At 60.9% G+C, this 18129-nt stretch carries 15 protein-coding genes and 1 pseudogene; 9 read left to right on the top strand and 7 right to left on the bottom strand.

What is annotated here, in order from left to right; all coding sequences use genetic code 11:
• Positions 1–52: 52 nt before the first annotated feature.
• Positions 53–616: an NAD(P)H nitroreductase gene (locus tag BM132_RS20535; protein ID WP_092458363.1), complete on the bottom strand. Its 564-nt coding sequence runs from the start codon at positions 614–616 to the stop codon at positions 53–55.
• A 183-nt stretch (positions 617–799) separates the two neighbouring features.
• Here BM132_RS20535 and BM132_RS20530 point away from each other — a divergent pair, with 183 nt between their 5' ends.
• A complete protein-coding gene (locus BM132_RS20530; protein ID WP_092397485.1) occupies positions 800–2254 on the top strand; it encodes a TrkH family potassium uptake protein in 1455 nt (484 codons plus the stop codon).
• On the opposite strand, the pseudogene BM132_RS20525 reads toward BM132_RS20530, so the two are convergent.
• Positions 2211–3267 (bottom strand): annotated as a pseudogene (locus BM132_RS20525) (AraC family transcriptional regulator). The gene BM132_RS20530 and the pseudogene BM132_RS20525 sit on opposite strands and share 44 nt — an antisense overlap.
• A gap of 161 nt (positions 3268–3428) precedes the next feature.
• Between BM132_RS20525 and BM132_RS20520 the strand changes: the two are divergent.
• Together BM132_RS20520 and BM132_RS20515 are read left to right on the top strand one after the other, a co-directional pair.
• Entirely contained in the window at positions 3429–3740 is a 312-nt protein-coding gene (locus BM132_RS20520) for an Mpo1-like protein (protein WP_092458360.1), read from the top strand.
• 20 nt (positions 3741–3760) lie between these two features.
• On the top strand, positions 3761–4348 hold the full coding sequence (locus BM132_RS20515) for an HD domain-containing protein (protein ID WP_092458357.1): 588 nt from the start codon (positions 3761–3763) through the stop codon (positions 4346–4348).
• A gap of 124 nt (positions 4349–4472) precedes the next feature.
• On the opposite strand, the gene BM132_RS20510 is transcribed toward BM132_RS20515, so the two are convergent.
• Positions 4473–5288, bottom strand: a complete 816-nt coding sequence (locus BM132_RS20510; RefSeq protein WP_092397479.1) for a UDP-2,3-diacylglucosamine diphosphatase — start codon at positions 5286–5288, stop codon at positions 4473–4475.
• A gap of 134 nt (positions 5289–5422) precedes the next feature.
• Here BM132_RS20510 and BM132_RS20505 point away from each other — a divergent pair, with 134 nt between their 5' ends.
• Positions 5423–6172 (top strand): helix-turn-helix transcriptional regulator, encoded by a 750-nt coding sequence (locus tag BM132_RS20505; protein ID WP_092458354.1) that lies wholly within the window; start codon positions 5423–5425, stop codon positions 6170–6172.
• Positions 6173–6264: 92 nt separating this feature from the next.
• On the top strand, positions 6265–7158 hold the full coding sequence (locus BM132_RS20500) for a DMT family transporter (protein WP_092458351.1): 894 nt from the start codon (positions 6265–6267) through the stop codon (positions 7156–7158).
• Here the strand turns inward: BM132_RS20500 and BM132_RS20495 are convergent.
• Positions 7152–7439, bottom strand: a complete 288-nt coding sequence (locus tag BM132_RS20495; RefSeq protein ID WP_092458348.1) for an Rdx family protein — start codon at positions 7437–7439, stop codon at positions 7152–7154. The genes BM132_RS20500 and BM132_RS20495 overlap by 7 nt on opposite strands.
• 71 nt (positions 7440–7510) lie before the next feature.
• Here BM132_RS20495 and BM132_RS20490 point away from each other — a divergent pair, with 71 nt between their 5' ends.
• Positions 7511–9712, top strand: coding sequence for a patatin-like phospholipase family protein (locus BM132_RS20490; protein ID WP_092458344.1), 2202 nt, complete (start codon positions 7511–7513; stop codon positions 9710–9712).
• A 248-nt stretch (positions 9713–9960) separates the two neighbouring features.
• On the opposite strand, the gene BM132_RS20485 is transcribed toward BM132_RS20490, so the two are convergent.
• The 3 genes from BM132_RS20485 to recQ all read right to left on the bottom strand — a co-directional run bounded on the left by BM132_RS20485 (position 9961) and on the right by recQ (position 14675).
• A complete protein-coding gene (locus BM132_RS20485; RefSeq protein WP_092458341.1) occupies positions 9961–11901 on the bottom strand; it encodes a FimV/HubP family polar landmark protein in 1941 nt (646 codons plus the stop codon).
• 94 nt (positions 11902–11995) lie between these two features.
• Positions 11996–12430: a MarR family transcriptional regulator gene (locus tag BM132_RS20480; protein ID WP_047226202.1), complete on the bottom strand. Its 435-nt coding sequence runs from the start codon at positions 12428–12430 to the stop codon at positions 11996–11998.
• A 118-nt stretch (positions 12431–12548) separates the two neighbouring features.
• Entirely contained in the window at positions 12549–14675 is a 2127-nt protein-coding gene (gene recQ / locus BM132_RS20475; protein ID WP_092458338.1) for a DNA helicase RecQ, read from the bottom strand.
• A 439-nt stretch (positions 14676–15114) separates the two neighbouring features.
• On the opposite strand from recQ, the gene BM132_RS20470 reads away from it, so the two are divergent.
• The 3 genes from BM132_RS20470 to BM132_RS28215 all read left to right on the top strand — a co-directional run bounded on the left by BM132_RS20470 (position 15115) and on the right by BM132_RS28215 (position 17921).
• A complete protein-coding gene (locus tag BM132_RS20470) occupies positions 15115–15702 on the top strand; it encodes a UPF0149 family protein (RefSeq protein ID WP_092458335.1) in 588 nt (195 codons plus the stop codon).
• Between the two features lie 8 nt (positions 15703–15710).
• On the top strand, positions 15711–16106 hold the full coding sequence (locus BM132_RS20465; RefSeq protein WP_092458332.1) for a YbaN family protein: 396 nt from the start codon (positions 15711–15713) through the stop codon (positions 16104–16106).
• A gap of 228 nt (positions 16107–16334) precedes the next feature.
• The gene (locus tag BM132_RS28215; RefSeq protein ID WP_143092375.1) at positions 16335–17921 is read left to right on the top strand and encodes an Ig-like domain-containing protein; all 1587 of its coding nucleotides are present in this window, start codon (positions 16335–16337) and stop codon (positions 17919–17921) included.
• Positions 17922–18129 lie beyond the last annotated feature (208 nt).

The following is an 18129-nucleotide window of genomic DNA, read 5'->3' as shown; positions in this document are numbered from 1 at the left end:
GGAACTCAATGGGGATGGGGAAAGATCGCAGCCTCGCTTCGCTCGGCAGCTCCTACAAGCCAGTCCACTCGCTGACAAACTCTGCCGTTTCCGCCTTCGGCGCCGTGCGCGCTTCTTTCTGCGGCGTCCCCAGGTAGAGAAAACCGATCACCTCTTCCCCGTCCTCAAGGCCCAGCCCCTTGGCCACATGAGGTGAATACGCCAGCTCACCGGTCCGCCAGACTCCGCCCACCCCTTGGGCATACGCCGCCAGCAGGATTGCGTGGGCCGCGCAGCCGGCCGCCAGCAATTGTTCTGACTTGGGGATTTTGAAATGGTCCTGCAACCGTGCAATTACCACCACAACCAGCGGCGCGCGTAGGGGGCCGTTGAGCGCTTTCTCCACGACGGCTTCGGCGACCAGCGGATCATTGAACCGTGCCGCTTCGGCCAGGAGCTCGCCCATGCGATGACGCGCCTGCCCTTCGACCGTCAGAAAACGCCATGGCCGCAACTGGCCATGATCCGGAGCCCGCATCGCAGCGGCGAACATGACCTCGCGCTGTTCAGCGGTAGGCGCCGGGTCCACCAGGCGCGGGACGGAAACACGGTTGAGCAAAGCGTCGAGAGCCTGCATCGGCCACCTCCTGAAAAAATGTCCCGCTATTCTAGTGGCTTGTACGGCGAGTTCGTTAGCTCAAATTCCGCGACAAGAAGTCCATTGCCCAGGCCACTGGCCTCACGCGTCACCGGGTGCCGGTTTACATGCCGCTTGTCGCGGGTAGAATGACGCCCTTCCCTTTCAGCCCGAGCGGACTTCATGGCGTTGCCGACCCTACGGATCATTGGTTTCATCATCGGCATCTTCCTGATCACCCTGGCGATCTCCATGGTCGTGCCCATGGCCACCTTGCTGATCTTCGAGCGCACCAACGACCTGCCGTCGTTCCTCTGGTCGAGCATGATCACTTTTGTCGCCGGCCTGGCCCTGGTCCTGCCCGGACGCCCGGAACACGTGCATCTGCGCCCCAGGGACATGTACCTGCTGACCGTCAGTAGCTGGCTGGTGGTGTGTATCTTTGCCGCGTTGCCCTTCCTGCTGACCCAGCACATCAGCTATACCGACTCGTTCTTCGAAAGCATGTCCGGAATCACCGCCACCGGCGCCACGGTCCTGAGCGGCCTGGATAACATGTCCCCTGGCATCCTGATGTGGCGGTCGTTGTTGCACTGGCTCGGCGGGATCGGCTTCATCGCGATGGCGGTGGCGATCCTGCCACTGTTGCGCATCGGTGGCATGCGGCTGTTCCAGACCGAATCCTCCGACCGCTCAGAGAAAGTCATGCCCCGCTCCCACATGGTGGCGCGGCTGATCGTGGCGTCCTATGTGGGCATCACCATTCTCGGCACCCTCGCACTGTGGTGGGCGGGGATGAGCCTGTTCGATGCCATCAACCATGCAATGTCGGCGATTTCCACCGGTGGCTTCTCGACGTCGGACAAATCCCTGGCCAAATGGACCGAGCCGGCGGTGCACTGGGTCATTATCGTTATCATGATTCTCGGTAGCCTGCCATTTGCCTTGTACGTCTCAACGCTGCGGGGCAATCGCCGGGCGCTGATCAAGGACCAGCAGGTCCAAGGCCTGCTGGCGGTGCTGCTGGTGACCTGGGTGGTGCTGGGCACATGGTACTGGGCAACTACCGACCTGCACTGGCTGGAGGCCCTGCGGCACGTGGCGATGAACGTGACGTCGATCGTCACCACCACCGGTTTCGCCCTGGGGGACTACAGCCTGTGGGGCAATTTCTCGCTGATGTTGTTTTTTTACCTGGGGTTCATCGGTGGCTGTTCAGGTTCGACGGCCGGCGGGATCAAGATCTTCCGCTTCCAGGTCGCCTACATCCTGCTCAGGGCCAACCTCAAGCAACTGATTCACCCGCGCGCGGTGATCAAACAGAAGTACAACGGCCACCGCCTCGACGAAGAAATCGTGCGCTCGATTCTCACCTTCTCGTTCTTCTTCGCCATCACCATCTGCGTGATCGCCCTACTGCTCTCGCTATTGGGGGTGGAATGGATGACAGCCCTGACCGGCGCCGCCAGCACCGTGTCCGGCGTTGGCCCAGGGCTTGGCGAGACCATCGGCCCGGCCGGCAATTTTGCCCCGCTGCCGGATGCGGCCAAATGGATTCTGTCGGCTGGCATGCTGCTGGGCCGACTGGAGATCATCACCGTGTTCGTGCTGTGTATCCCGGCGTTCTGGCGTCACTGACCAGCCTGGCCGTTTGACCGCGCCCGGTATTCGCCGGGCGTCGTGTCGAACCAGCGTCGAAAGGCCCGGAAAAAATTGCTCGGGTCGGCGAAGCCCAGCAGATAGGCGATTTCCAGCAGGGTCAGGGCCGGCTGCGCCAGGTACTGTTCGGCCAGTTCGCGGCGGGTGTCATCGAGCAGGCTCTGGAAACTGGTGCCCTCTTCCTGCAAGCGTCGCTGCAAGGTGCGCTGGGACAGGTGCAGCGTCTGCGCCACCACGTCACGCTTAGGCTCGCCCCGTGGCAGTAGCCGGCATAATACCTGGCGGGTCTGGTGGGTCACGCGGCTTTCGGAAAAACGCGCCAGGTATTCACCGGCAAACCGGTCGTGGAGCTGCGCCATGGCCTCGTTGGCGGTGGGTAACGGCGCCTCCATGTCGCTACGCTCGAAGATCAACGCGTCGTAGGGCGCGCCGAATACCAGCGGCGCGGGAAACGCCTGCTGATAAGGTGCCAGATCAACCGGTTCGGCGCCCTGGAACAACACCTTCATCGGGTGCAGCGTGCGTCCGGTCAACCAGTTGCACATGGCCAGCGCACAGGCCAGGGAAGCCTCGGCGCTTTGACGGGTGGGCGGGAGGTGATCGCCATGCACAGTCAGCACCAATCCGTAGCCCCCCTCCATCTGACGAAAGCTCAGGTCGGCGCTTTCAGCGATGATCCGCTGATAACGCACGAGCCGCTGAAAACCCTCGACCAGCGTGCGGCTGGACATCAAGGCATACCCGACCACGTGAAACGACGCCGGGCGCACCACTTTACCCATGTTCAAGGCGATGGCCGGGTTGCCCGACAACTCCACAGCGCGTTGCCAGAGGCGGGTCATCGAATCCTGGGGGAAACGTGCATCCGGATCTTCCAGCGCGTCATAGTCCAGCCCCAGCTGTTTGAACAGCATCCGACAATCCAGGCCGTCCATTTCCAGTGCCTTGACAATCCCCATCGCCCAGCTTGAAGAAGTCGTTCGTTCGCTCATGACGTTTTACTTGCATGACGAGCCGCAGGGTACGGCTGGATTTGCGAAGGATACTAAAGTGGCGCCCATTGTCACTGGTCGTTGCAAGTGATCGCTCTAGACTTCAATCAAACCGTTGGTCGCCCAGAATCAACAGAACAATAACCACAGAGCCCGCAGTCGTGGAAAACACCAGACGCTTCAATACGTTCGCTGAGTTCTATCCCTATTACCTCAGCGAACACAGCAACAGCACCTGCCGGCGCTTGCACTTTATCGGCACCTCCCTGGTCATCCTGATTGTTGCCCTGGCTCTGATCGTCGGCAACGCCTGGTGGCTGATCGTCTTGCCCATTGCCGGCTACGGCTTTGCCTGGGTCGGGCATTTCTTCTTTGAAAAGAACCGTCCCGCCACGTTCCAGCACCCGTTCTACAGCCTGCTCGGCGATTTTGTCATGTACCGCGACATGCTGCGGGGCAAGGTCGCGTTCTAGCCACGCTCAAAGGACTGCCCATGAACTCTCAAGCGAGCTTTACCCACATGAAGGACGGTACTGAGGAAGACTGGGCAATCATCGCCGCCGACTTCAGCACCTATGCCCGGCAATTACCGGGTCGGATCCTGACCCATTTGAAGTTGCTGGACGGCGATTTCGGCGGTTTTCCGGTGGATCGCCTGACCCATTCCCTGCAAACCGCCACCCGTGCCTATCGTGACGGACGGGACGAGGAATATGTGATCTGCGCCTTGCTTCACGACATCGGCGACACCTTGGGCAGCTACAACCACCCGGACATTGCCGCCGCCATCCTCAAGCCATTCGTCAGCGCCGAAAACCTGTGGATGGTGGAGAAACACGGGATGTTCCAGGGCTATTACTTCTTCCACCACCTGGGCATGGACCGGCACCTGCGCGAGCAATTCAAAGCGCATCCCCAATACCAGGCGACCATTGATTTCTGCGCCCGATACGACGCCGCGGCGTTCGATGCCGAGTACGACACCCTGCCGTTGAGTTTCTTCGAGCCGATGCTGGAAAGGCTGTTTGCTGTGCCGAAGCAGTCGATCTACAAGGCGGCGATGGCTGAAACACCGGCCTGACAGACATCAAACGCCTGCTGTAGGAGCTGCCGAAGGCTGCGATCTTTTGATCTTGAAGCTTCGGTTGAGACTCAAGCGGCAGGAAAAGATCGCAGCCTCGTTGCACTCGTCAGCTCCTACGGGTTCAAGCAGGTTCGGCGACTTTCAGTGCTTTCAACTGCGCCTCCCGCGCCTGGGCATCGGCCAACCGATACAACTCGATCGACCCGTCCCAGTGCTCGATCAGCGCCGTGCATGACTCGACCCAATCGCCACAATTGAGATACTCCACCTCGCCCACCCGGCGCATCTCGGCATGGTGGATGTGCCCGCACACCACGCCGTGCAGCTCACGCTTCACACATTCATGGGCGATGGCTTCTTCAAAATCACTGATAAAGCTGACCGCCGTCTTGACCTTGTGCTTGAGGTACGCCGACAACGACCAGTAACCGTAGCCATAACGGGCCCGCCAATGGTTGAGCCAGCGATTCAGGGTCAGGGTGAACTCGTAGGCCGAATCGCCCAGGAATGCCAGCCAACGGTGGTACCGGGTGATGACATCGAACTGATCGCCGTGGATCACCAGCAAATGTCGGCCGTCTGCGGTGACGTGCACCGCTTCGTCCACCAATTGGATATTGCCCAGAATCAGCTTGGAGTAACGCCGCAGGAACTCGTCATGGTTGCCGGTGACGTAGATCACCTCGGTGCCGCGCTTGCTCATGGTCAGCAAGCGACGAATGACGTTGGTGTGAGCCTGTGGCCAGTACATCCCGCCGCGCAGCTTCCAGCCGTCGATGATGTCACCCACCAGGTAGATCTTGTCAGTATGGTAGCCCTTGAGAAACTGCGACAAATGCTCGGCCTGGCAGTCCCGGGTGCCCAGATGCACATCGGAAATCCATAGGGTGCGAACACGCTGTTTGCGGCTGGGTCTGGCGAGCTCGGCGCTGGTCATGGGCAACCCTCTGATCGTTTTAGCCACTGTGCCTGCCTGCGGTTAATACCCCATGACAAACACAAGTCCGTTACATGACAGCGCGAAGCGTCGTGGCCTCGGTGTATGCTGACGGCCTGCCCCGGGAGACCGAGATGAGACCGATCCTCACGCTACGCCAGTACAGCCACGACCTGATTGTCCACAGCCACGACCACGCCCAACTGGTGTTCGGGTTGTCCGGCCTGTTGGATTTCGAGGTCGAAGGTTGTGGCAGCCAGGTCGTGCAGCAGAGCTTCGTGGTGATACCGGCCGGCGCCCATCACGCCTGCGGCAGCCCCCGTGGCAGCCGTTGCCTGGTATTGGATGTGCCGGGCGATGACTGGATCGGGCAAGCCTTGGGTGATCACGCCGACGCCAGCCGCCGATTGCTCGACAATACCGCTCGCAGGCCCCTGGATGCGGGGCAAAGCCAGTTGGTCAACTGGCTGGCGGGCAGCCCGGTGGACGACCCACTGATTGCCCAACAAGGGGCGGTGCTGCTCCTGGCCAGCCTCAATGGCTCTGGTCAGGACACAATCGGTGGCCGGCGCCTGCCCTATGCGGCGCTCAACGCCCACATTGACCAGTACGCCGCTTATCCGCTGCAAGTAGCGGACCTGGCCCAGGTCGCCGGGCTCTCCAGTGCCCGCTTGCATGCACGTTTCGTCGCCGAATGCGGGCAAACCCCGATGGACTACATCCGCAGCCGCCGTCTACACAAGGCGGTAGGGCTGCTGCGTGACTCACAACTGCCCATCGGTGAAATTGCCCACCGGGTCGGCTATAGCTCGCAAAGTGCGTTTGCCGCTGCAGTGCTGCGCGAATTCGGCGCTTCACCGGGCAAGCTGCGGCGCCAGCGCTAGCTTCGCGCTAAAAAACGCTAGGATCGCGACAGACAAGAACGGCCGGTAACGGGTTCAATACCCTGACGCTCAACCGTTGGACAAGGATCGCAATGACTCCCCGTACCGCCCTCGGCGCCCTGCACATTGGCGCACTCATGTTTGGCCTGACCGGTGTATTCGGCAAGCTCGCCGCCGCCTCACCAGCGGTCATCGTGTTCGGTCGCGCCGTATTCGCGGTGCTGGCCCTGGCAGTTTTTGCCCGTTTCGCCAGCAGCGCCCGCTGGCACAAGCTCCACGCACAGGACGTTCGACGCTTGCTGCTGGGCGGGCTATTGCTCGCCGGCCATTGGGTGAGCTTCTTCATCGCGGTGAAAGTCGCCGGCGTGGCGATCGCCACGTTGGGCTTTACCAGTTTCCCGGCCTTCACGGTGCTGCTCGAAGGGGTGATTTTCCGCGAGCGGATCCGCGTCAATGAAATCCTGCTGGTGGTATTGGTGAGCATCGGCCTGGTGCTGGTCACACCGCACTTCGACCTGGCCAGCGGCGCCACCACCGGCCTGCTGTGGGCCATGCTTTCGGGCTTGCTGTTCTCCCTGCTTTCGCTGGTCAACCGCGCCGGTTCCACACGGGTACCGCCGGTACAGGCCGCTTTGTGCCAGAACCTGGTGGTCGGGTTTTGCCTGTTGCCAATGGCAGCGCCACAACTGATTGACGTGCGCCCTGTCGACTGGCTGTGGATCGCCCTGCTGGGGGTGTTCTGCACCGGCCTGGCCCACAGCTTGTTCGTCGCCAGCCTGGCGGTGATCAAGGCCCGCACGGCGGCGGTGGTGTTTGCCATGGAGCCGGTCTATGGCATCACCATGGCCTGGTTGCTATTCGATGAAAATCCCACATTGCGCATGCTGCTGGGTGGCGCGCTGATCATCGTTGCGATCGTGGTGTCGAGCCAACTCAGTGGCGGCACACAGAAACCGGGTGTAGGGGCCCAAGCCACGTCTCACTGAACCCGGTCGTTATGGCCCAGATCCCGCTCCGGGTCGATCCGGTCGCGGACCCGCTGCTTGAGAACCTTGGCCTCGGGAAAACCACCATCGGCCTTGCGCTCCCAGATCTGCGTGCCATCGCAACTGATGTGAAACACCCCACCGGTGCCCGGCACCAAAGACACTTTGCCCAAATCGTCGCTAAACGTACTGAGCAGCTCCTGAGCCAGCCAGGCGGCGCGCAGCAGCCACTGACATTGGGTGCAATAGGTAATGACGACTTCCGGTTTGTGTGCGGTCATTGCGGGGGAACTCCTGGGGGCAAAGGCATCGCTATAATACCTGCCTTTGATCGCCCGCCCCGAGATTGACGATGCGCCGCCTGCTGCCTTGCCTGCTCCTGTTACTGCTGCCCCTGCTCGGCCATGCCAACGAGCCCGTCGTCGAGGCGCCGCATCCGAAAGTCGGCCTGGTACTGTCCGGCGGCGCCGCCCGGGGCCTGGCCCACATCGGGGTGCTCAAGGCTCTGGAGGAGCAAGGCATCCAGATCGACGCCATCGCGGGCACCAGCATGGGCGCAGTGATCGGTGGGCTGTATGCCTCGGGTTACAAAATCGACGAGCTGGAAAAACTCGCCCTGGGCATCGACTGGCAACAGGCCCTGTCCGACGCCCCGCCGCGCAAGGATGTGCCGTTCCGGCGCAAGCAGGATGACCGCGACTTTCTGGTGAAACAGAAACTGAGTTTTCGCGACGACGGCAGCCTCGGCCTGCCCTTGGGCGTTATCCAGGGGCAGAACCTGGCCCTGCTGCTTGAAAGCCTGCTGGCCCACGCCAGCGACACCCGGGATTTCGACAAACTGCCAATCCCGTTTCGCGCCGTGGCGACCGACATCGCCAGTGGCGAGAAAGTGGTGTTTCGCAAGGGCCACCTGCCCAAGGTGATCCGCGCCAGCATGTCGATCCCGGCGGTGTTCGCGCCGGTGGAACTGGACGGCCGATTGCTGGTAGATGGCGGCATGACCGACAACATCCCGCTGGATGTGGCCCGGGAAATGGGCGTGGACATGGCCATCGTGGTGGACATCGGCACCCCGCTGAGCACCCGCAAGCAATTGGTCACGGTGATCGACGTCCTGAACCAGTCGACCACCTTGATGACCCGGCGCAACTCCGAAGAACAATTGGCAACGCTCAGAGAAGACGATGTGCTGATCCAGCCGGCACTGGCGAGCTTCGGCGCCACAGACTTTGGCCGTGCCCAGGAGATGATCGACGCCGGTTACCGTGCCACCCAAATACTCGAGGCTCGCCTGGCGCACCTGCGCCCCACGGAACCGGCCGACCCCGAACTCATGGCGGCGCGCACCCCGAGTGAGCGCACACCGGTCATCACCGCCATTCGCGTGGAGAACGACTCGAAAGTCGGCGACGATGTGATTCGCTATTACGTTCGCCAGCAAGTCGGCGAGCCACTGGACCTGGGTCGTTTGCAGACCGATATGGGCACGTTGTACGGGCTGGATTACTTCGAGCAGGTGCAATACCGCGTCGTGCACAAGGCCCCGGAGCATACGCTGGTCATCAGTGCCCGGGGCAAACGCACCGGCACCGATTACCTGCGGCTGGGGTTGAGCCTGTCGGACGACATGCGCGGCGACAGCGCTTACAACCTCGGCGCCAGCTATCGGGTCAATGGCATCAACCGCTTGGGCGCGGAGTGGCTGACCCGGGCGCAGATCGGCGGCAAGCAGGAACTGTACAGCGAGTTCTACCAGCCGCTGGATGTCGGTTCGCGCTACTTCATCGCCCCCTACGGGCAATTCGAATCCCGCAACGTGGAGTCCATCCTGGACAACGATCCGGTGGCCCAGTACCGCGTCGAGCGTTATGGCTTCGGCTTGAACCTGGGCCGGCAGATCGGCAACAGCGGCGAAATCCGTTTCGGTGTCGGCCAAGCCTGGGGCGAGGCAGATGTACGTATTGGCGATCATGACCAGCCCAGCGAAAGCTTCAATGAAGGCTTCTACGACCTGAAGTATTCATTCGACTCCTTCGACAATGTGTACTTCCCCCATGAAGGCGAAGATATCGGCCTGACCTGGCGCCAGTATGAGCCGGGATTGGGTTCCGACCAGCGTTACCGCCAATGGGAACTCAACCTGGACAAAGCGCTGAGCCGCGGCCCGGACACCTTCATCCTCGGCGGGCGTTACGGGCGTACCCTGGACACCGCCGATGTGGTGACTTCAAGCTTTGTACTCGGCGGTGCGCGGCAGCTGTCGGGCTTTCGCGAAGACGGCATATCCGGGCAGAACATGAGCCTGATGCGCGCCGTGTATTACCGAAGGCTCACACCGCGAGCCTACCTGCCGCTGGATTTCCCGCTGTACATCGGCGGCTCCCTGGAACGGGGCCGGACGTGGAACAACGACAATGAGTTCGACAGCGGCTACATCAATGCCGCCAGTATTTTCCTGGGGTTTGATACGCCACTGGGGCCACTGAATTTCAGTTATGGGTTTAACGATGATGATGAACAGGCGGTGTATCTGAATCTGGGGCAGACGTTTTGATGGCCATGCAACAAACCAAGGGGAGGCGTAGACACACCCCTGTATCCGCAACAGCTATTGTGTGGGAGCGAGCCTGCTCGCGATCGCGGTGGTTCAGTTGCAATGACGTCGACTGTGCTGCCGCTATCGCGAGCAGGCTCGCTCCCACATTGGTTTCGTGTCGGGCGCAGCATTGGCGTTCACCGTACCCCCCTATGGGAGCGGGCTTGCTCGCGAAGGGGCCGGTAGGTTCAGATCAATAAAGGACTTCAGCGAATCCCCGCCAGCAGCACCCGCGCGGTTTGCTTGAGGGGTTCGTTGCCCTCTTCCAGCAACTCTTCCAGCAGTGCGACGGCGGTTTTCAAATCGCCATCATCAATGCAATTCTGCGCCTGCTCCAGCTTGTCGGAGTGTTCCGGTACCTGAGGCTCTTGGCGAACAGGTTCGAGGGCCATCGGTTCCAGTTCCAGCGACTGTTCTTCATCGGCAAACCCGTCGAGAAATGCATCGTCCAGCGATTCGGTTTCCGACGGTGCGCTCCACTGCAGCTCCGGCTCGTCGAAACTCGAAAGCGACAAGTCCCCAAAGCCTTCGGGTGCAACAGGTGTTTTTTCAGCGGCACTGTCCGGGGGCTCGGCAAGGTCCCAACTGGTTTCCATGGACAGCGCATCCAGATCGAGCTCGAACTCGTCACTGGACACAGGGACGGCGTCAGGCAGCGGCGCCAGCGGCTGAGGCTCTGTCACCATGGGCGCGGCGACCGCGGCGACCTTCGGATAACGCCCGCGGATCTCCTCCAGTGTCCTGACATCAATGCCCTGCGCCAACAAATGATGTTCCTGGGCCTGGAAACCGATGGTATCGCCCTGCTTGCCCAGCACCTCCAGCAACTTGAGGCCCAGGTCGGTACGCGCGGGCTCCGTCAGCAACGCGGCGCGCAGCAATCCCGCCGCTTCGGTGAAACGACCGTAGGTCAGGTAAATCCCGACTCCTTCCAGCACGTCCCCCAAAGGTGCATCACCGTTACTGAACGATGTGGCGGCCTCGGGCTGCTCCGTATCGGCGGTCGACGCATAGGTTGGGCTGTCGTCTTCAAGCATCGGTTCAGGACGCTCGGGTATGGGCTCCATTTCGGCCTGTTCTTGCTGCCGTCGACGAAGGAACAGCAATAACCCCAGCAACCCCAACAGCCCCACCAGCGCCGTCATCCACAACCAGTTAATGCCCTCCTCTGGTTCCGGGACCGGTTCTGTGACGGGTTGTGCTTGATCTGCCGGCGCGGGTGATGCGGCTGATGCGGCAGGCACCGACTCCGGCTGCGCAGATTCAGCAGGGGCCGGCGTGACCTCGGCCAGTTGTGTCTGCAACTCGCTGATCTGCTTGCGCTGACTCGCGATTTCTTCGTCCTGGGATTGGAGCAGCGCCTGCAGTTGCTCGATGGTTTTTTGTTGCTGCTCGGTCTGCAGCACGCTGGCGGCCAGTTGCTCGTCGGACTCGGCGGCGGCCGGGGCCGCAACCGCTTCTGTCGCTGATGGCAGCACCGCAGAATCGGGCAGCAATAAACGCTGGCCCACGGAGAGCCGCTCGCTGCCGGGGTTCAGGGCCTGGATGCCCTGCATCAGCTCATTGACCGAAGCATTGCTGCCGGCGTCATGCAGGCGTTTGGCGATGGACCAGGGGTTGTCTCCCTGCACGACGGTATAGCGCTTGCCTTGAGTAGCCGCAGGCGGCTTGATCGCAGGCGTTGCCTGGACCGTGGCGGAAGGCTCGTCCCGGGCCGGCACGATACCCGGCGTGCCCGGTGGGTCGATCAACACGGTGTATTCGCGCAGCAGGCGCCCGTTGGGCTGGTTGAGCTGCACCAGGAAATTGAGGAAGGGTTCCTCCACCGGTTTGCTGGAGGTCACCCGAATGTAGCTGCGCTCGCCGCGCAGCACTGGCGTGAAGCGCAGGCTATTGAGAAAAAACACCCGCTCCACGCCGGCACGGCTGAAATCGTCCGGGCTCGCCAGGCTGGCCGATAAATCGCTTTCACTCACCCCGGTCACATCGACCAGGGCGATATCGGCACGCAACGGCTGATTCAGGGCGGAATGGAGGGTGATCTCCCCAAGCCCCAGCGCCGATGCAAACGCCGGATACCCCATGGCTGCCACGACGACCAACACGTTGACCCAACTGCGCAACGTGGACTGCAAACTTACAAGCATGGGCATCCCTTTTGATTACCAGACTGAGCGCCTAAGTACTGGTTATAGTTCGCGAACCGCCGAATCTCAAAAAGTCTGACCCGCAGGATATGCCTCAGGATTTTTCCAGATTGGCCAGAATCGTGCCGTGGACCCGCATGCACACGCGCATGTCGGCTTCATCGACTCCCTCGAACAACTCGCGGCGCAGCTGCGTGGCAATGGTTTCGATCTGTTCGATCAGCGGCAACGCCGGTGCACAAAGCACGATTTTCTTGGCACGACGATCCTCGGCCACGGCCTGACGCTGCACCAGGCCCTGAGCTTCCAGGCTGTCGAGCAACCGGGCCAGGGTCGGGCCTTCGACAGCGACACTCTGAGCCAGTTCACGCTGGGTCGGCGCCTGTTCGAAACGGGCCAGGTGCAGCAGCACCAGCCAGCGGGCCTGAGACAGACCCAACCCGGCCAGGCGACGATCCAGCTCGGCACGCCAGCCTCGAGACATTTGCGCCAACTGCATGCCAAAACGGTGTTGATCGGTTAACGGCATAAAAAAACTCATCAGATCTGAAATAGAGAAAAACTAATTATTAGTCAGCTAAGCATGAGCTTTGGATTCAGGCAAGGTTTCCCCTGTAGTGAATCGTTAAAGGACCGTAACTCACTGATCAGACTTCAAATTCAGACTGCAACGCAGCTCTGACACAATACAGGACGCCCTCTGGGACCCGACCGACAAACAACGCAGAAATTTCCGACACTGGCGGCAACTCGCCTTCGCCATCCAGAAATGCATCCTGCACCTCGCCCATCAATTCCTCGGGTAAATCCAACGCCTGCTCCAAAGACAACTGCTGCTTGCCGATGGCCTCGGCCAGCATCGTATACACGTTCTTTTCCGAGCATTGCAGTTGCCCGGCGATCTGCAACGGGGTCATGCCAGCGCGGGCCAGGGTGATCAATTCGTGACGAACATCGGCCACCGCTTTCGGCACTTCGGCCTCGCCGCCCAGCACTTGGAGGAAGGCTTCACCGTAACGCTCCAGCTTGCGCGCGCCCACGCCGCTGACCCGGGCCATTTCCGCCAGGGAGGTCGGTTGGCTGCGGAGCATTTCCAGCAGCGTCGAGTCGGGGAAGATGACATACGGCGGCACGCCATGCTCTTCGGCCAGCTTGCGACGCAAGGCGCGCAAGGCTTCCCACTGGTCCCGCTCTTCGCCGCGCACCAGTTGGCTGGCCTGGCTCTTGCTGCTCTTGATCGCCGTTGCCGGTTTGAGATCACGGCGCAGTTCGAGGGAGACCTCGCCTTTGAGCAACGGTCGGCAGCTGGCACTCAGGCGCAGGCCACCGTAGCCTTCCAGGTCGATATCGGCCAGCCCGCGGGCCACAAGCTGACGGAACAATGAACGCCATTCACTCTCCGTGCGTGCCTTGCCCACACCGAACACCGAAAGATGCTGGTGGCCAAAGCTGCGCACCTTCTCGTTGTCCTTGCCCAGCAATACGTCCACCAGATGCCCCACGCCATAGCGTTGGCCGGTGCGATAAATCGCCGACAACGCCTGGCGGGCCGGTTCGGTGGCATCCCAGGTTTCCACGCCGTCGACACAGTTGTCGCAATGTCCGCAAGGCTGGGGCATGTCTTCGTCGAAATAGGCCAGCAAGGTCTGGCGCCGGCAACGGGTCTCTTCGCACAGCGAAAGCATGGCGTCGAGCTTGTGCTGCTCAAGACGCTTGTGGCGCTCGTCGCCCTCGGAGTTCTGCAGCATCTGCTTGAGCATCACCACGTCTTGCAGGCCGTAGGCCATCCACGCGTCGGCTGGCAAACCATCACGGCCGGCGCGACCAGTTTCCTGGTAATACGCCTCGAGGGATTTGGGCAGGTCCAGGTGCGCGACGAAACGCACGTTGGGCTTGTCGATGCCCATGCCGAACGCCACGGTGGCCACCATGATCAGGCCCTCTTCATTGAGGAAGCGCTTCTGATGGTAGGCCCGCAGGTCATTGGGCAGGCCGGCGTGATACGGCAATGCCGGAAAGCCTTGCTCGCAGAGAAACGCCGCCACTTCATCGACCTTTTTGCGCGACAGGCAATAAACGATGCCGGCGTCGCTGCGCCGCTCGGCAATAAACGCCAGCAACTGCTTGCGCGGCTGTTCCTTGGGCACGATGCGGTAGAAAATGTTGGGTCGGTCGAAGCTGGAGAGGAAGCGCTCGGCGTTCTGCAAATGCAGGCGCTCGACGATTTCTTCGCGGGTGCGTTTGTCGGCGGTGGCGGTCAGGGCGATGCGTGGCACGTCGGGAAACAGTTCGGCCAGTTGCCCCAGTTGCAGGTACTCGCGACGGAAGTCGTGGCCCCATTGGGACACACAGTGGGCTTCGTCGATGGCAAACAGGGCAATTTCCAGGCTCTGCAAGAACGCCAGCATGCGCGGCTGCACCAGGCGTTCCGGGGCCAGGTAGAGCATTTTTATCTCGCCGCGCTTGATTCGCGCCGCCAGGTCCCGCTGTTGCTCGGCGCTGAGGGTCGAGTTCAGAGAAGCGGCGGCAACCCCCAGCTCTTCAAGGGTCGCCACCTGGTCGTCCATCAACGCAATCAGCGGCGAGACCACTACCGCCAGGCCGTTGCGCAACAGCGCCGGCACCTGGAAGCACAAGGATTTGCCACCGCCGGTAGGCATCAGCACCAGGGCATCGCCGCCGCTGGCCACGCGCTCAATAATGGCACCCTGGCGGCCACGGAAACTGTCGTAGCCGAAGATGTCCTTGAGGACGCGTTGAGCCTGTTCGAGCATAAAAACTCCAAAAATCACCGAAACATCCCTGCAAGGCTGGTTCAGATTCAAACACGCTGCACCGGCAAATCGTAAGTGCGCGTTTCGAAACGCCAGGACGCCGCAGGGCATCACAAAACGCGGCAGTATACCCGAGGCCTTCACGGCAAAGGGCGCTGCTGACAAGAGGTGATCAAATAGGCGATTGCACGCTATGCGCCCTGTAGGAGCTGCCGAGTGCAACGAGGCTGCGATCTTTCCACTGTCCATTGAGTCGAGAGACGAAAGATCAAGATCAAGATCAAAAGATCGTCCGAACGCGGCCCGAGCCTTCGGCAGCTCCTACAGGTATCGCGACCTGCCCGTGCGCCCAAGTCGAAGCAAATACACCACGCGGCTGGCCTGGGCGCTCAAGAAGGCCTAGAATTCCCGCATTGTTTATTCCCCAAGGTAGCCTGTAATGTCCTTCGCTGAGCAACTGACCCGCCTGCAAGTCTTCCTCGACGCCGATGAGCTGCACGAAGAAGCGCTGGATTACGTGGCCGCTCACGGCTATCTGACCGCCCTGTCCATCTGCTCCGAACAGGTGCCGGAGCGTGAGTGGATCGATGCCCTGTTCGCCGAAGAGCCGCATTACGCCGACGATGCCGAGCGTGAGGTCATCGAAACCACGCTGGTGTTGCTCAAGGCCCACATCGCCCGTCAGTTGGCTTCCGACGAAGAATTCGAATTGCCATGCGAGCTGGACCTGGGCGATGACCCGGACGATTCGGAACTGCGTGGCTGGTGCATCGGCTTCATGGAAGGCGTGTTCCTGCGTGAAGCCGCCTGGTTCGAAACCGCCGAAGACGAAGTCAGCGAAATGCTCCTGCCGATCATGGTCGGTTCCGGCCTGTTCGACGAACAACCGGAGTTTTCCGACATCGCTGCCGACGCGAACCTGATGGACGACATGGTCGTACAGATCCCGGAAGCCCTCACTGCCCTGTACCTGCTGTGCAACGCACCCGACGAGAAACCGGCGATCCTCAAGCCGCGCCACCACTGAGCCACCGGGTGCCCGCGCCCCTCGGCAAGCGCCCGCTGATCCTGCGTTACGCTCTGCTGGCCATCGGCTGGCTGAGTGTGGTGCTGGGGGTCATCGGCATCTTCATTCCGGTATTACCCACTACCCCTTTCCTGCTGCTGGCGGCTGCCTGCTTCGCCCGCAGCTCGCCACGCTTCTACCGCTGGCTGGTGGGCCATCCGCGGCTCGGGCCCTGGATCGCCGATTACCTCAGCGGCAACGGCATCCCACTCAAGGGCAAGGTCTACGCCATCGGGTTGATGTGGGCGAGCATCCTCTTGTCCTGCTACCTGGTGCCCCTGCCTTGGGCGCGGGCGTTCATGCTGACCAGTGCGGTGCTGGTGACGGTTTATATCCTCAAGCAAAAAACCCTGCATAAGCCCTGAGTATGGGCTCGCCCTAGCAACACACTTCCCTCCCCATAAAAAACATCCGCAAACCTGCCCTCTTCTAGACGGGACTGGTGGGTTTGCCCCATGGCTCTGTTTCAACCCCACCATTTGTCTTAAAGAACCACGCACCTGTTAGTTCTGACAGTAGCCAGTTCCGTCCCTCTGGAGTTTGATAACTGCGTCCCCCAAAGCCCCGGAAATCGCACCTGCCAGGAGAACATGATGGATACGCCCTCCAAGACGTTAGCGAATTTGGTTCCTGTGATGATTCCAGGCTGGGTGACACCGGTGAAGCCGGTCGACCTTGCCCACGGTGGTATCCCCAAAAGTCTTTACGACGGCCAGACCCGGGGCCTCGAATGCCTGATCGATCCATTACCCGAGCCCGACCCCCAGCGTCGGGTCTGGACAATGCAGGCGGATGACCGTGTCGATTTGTACGTCAATGACGAATCCACTCCCGTGGCAGGCGCGACCATAATAAAAGGCGAGGAAAACGATCGCATCCGCTTGTACGTGCCCCACGGCCGATTGATTCAAGGCGTCAACCGGCTGCACTACAAAGTGACCCGTCCCAGTGGCGGCGGCGAGGACTCGGAAGATCTGAATGTTCTGTATCACCTGCGCGCTCCGGGCGAACCCGCGCCGGACGGCCTGGACCTGGTGATTCCACCCGATGTAATCAGCGATGGGATCAGTGCCGAGCGAGCGGCGCAGGGCGTGGCGTTCGGTTTTGACTACAGCTACCGGCGCCCCTTCGATCGCATTCGCTTTCTACTGGGTGATACGACTGATGAATGGGAGATCGCCGACGCTTCGGTACCAGAGGTGAAGACCTATTTCACCGATTTTTTCCAGCAGGCGGGTGATAACCCCAATACCCTGGTGGAGTTCGTGGTGTTCGATCAGTTGGGCAACTCCAACCGGTCGCCAACCAAGCGTTTGGATATTCACCTTAACCGATTTGCTCCGCCGCAGATCACCTCTGTGGAGGATGGAAAAGGCGTTGAGATTCCTCATGGCTCAAGCACCGTGGAAACTGCCGTCATGCTCAGGGGCACCGCGGTTAAAGATCAAGTGGAAGTTTTTGACCGTATGGATTCCAAAGGCATCGCCCTGGTCAACGGCAGCGGTATCTGGACCCATGCCGTTATCGGCTTGGACGTCGGCGCCCACAGCTTCACCGCCAAGGCGCTCTACGGTAACAATCCGGAATCTGCCGCTTACACTTTCACTGTGGTGGAACCGCTGAACTTCGGGCAGGACCACAGCCAAGCCACGTCGGATTATTTTATCGTGCGTGGGCGGCCACCCAGGATGCCCCCCGATGATGCAACCGCAACCTATGCGCGTACGGCTACGGGAGGCGTTCCTCCCTATCGATATACATCCTCGAACGAACAGGTTGCCCTTGTGGATGCGGAGTCAGGACTTGTGCGAGCAGCGGGAAATGGCTCGGCGCGGATAACAGCCACTGATGAAGATGACCGTGCTGCTTCCTACCTGATCACCTTTTCAGGTGTCCGGCTCGTCGAGCGAGTCGATGGAATGTGGTGGGACCCGGACTTTTCAGCTGTGCGGCCCTCACTGGAACTTCACCTTGATCTCGCTCAAATGAAAAGGTTTTGGGGAATCTATTACCCATCTGAAGGATCCGTAGCCGAGGCATTGGGCTGGCCCCTCACTTGGTATTGGACATCGGATGGAGCACCCGGCCCCTACGCCTTGGCCTTTCCGCTAAATGCGACAAACCCTGCCGAAGCTACTCACCACGGCTCGGAGGTCCTCCCGGCAATCAGAAAACTGTAACCGTGCGGCGAGCACACAACGCGTAGAACCCGCGCTGACGGAATATAAGTTTGAGTGTAGGACGTTGCCAGCCAGGGGCTACGCCGCCTTGCGCCATTGCCTACAACTGCGCCAGAATCCGCCGGCTTGTGCGCCTGGGGACCGGGCTCTATTGTTTCCCGGTCGCTGATAAATCAGCGATCGGGTTTAGCGACCCGGATCATTCTAG

Source organism: Pseudomonas sp. NFACC45 (genome assembly GCF_900113505.1).
Classification (GTDB): Bacteria; Pseudomonadota; Gammaproteobacteria; order Pseudomonadales; family Pseudomonadaceae; genus Aquipseudomonas; species Aquipseudomonas tehranensis.
This window is presented reverse-complemented; position numbering and strand designations above follow the sequence as displayed.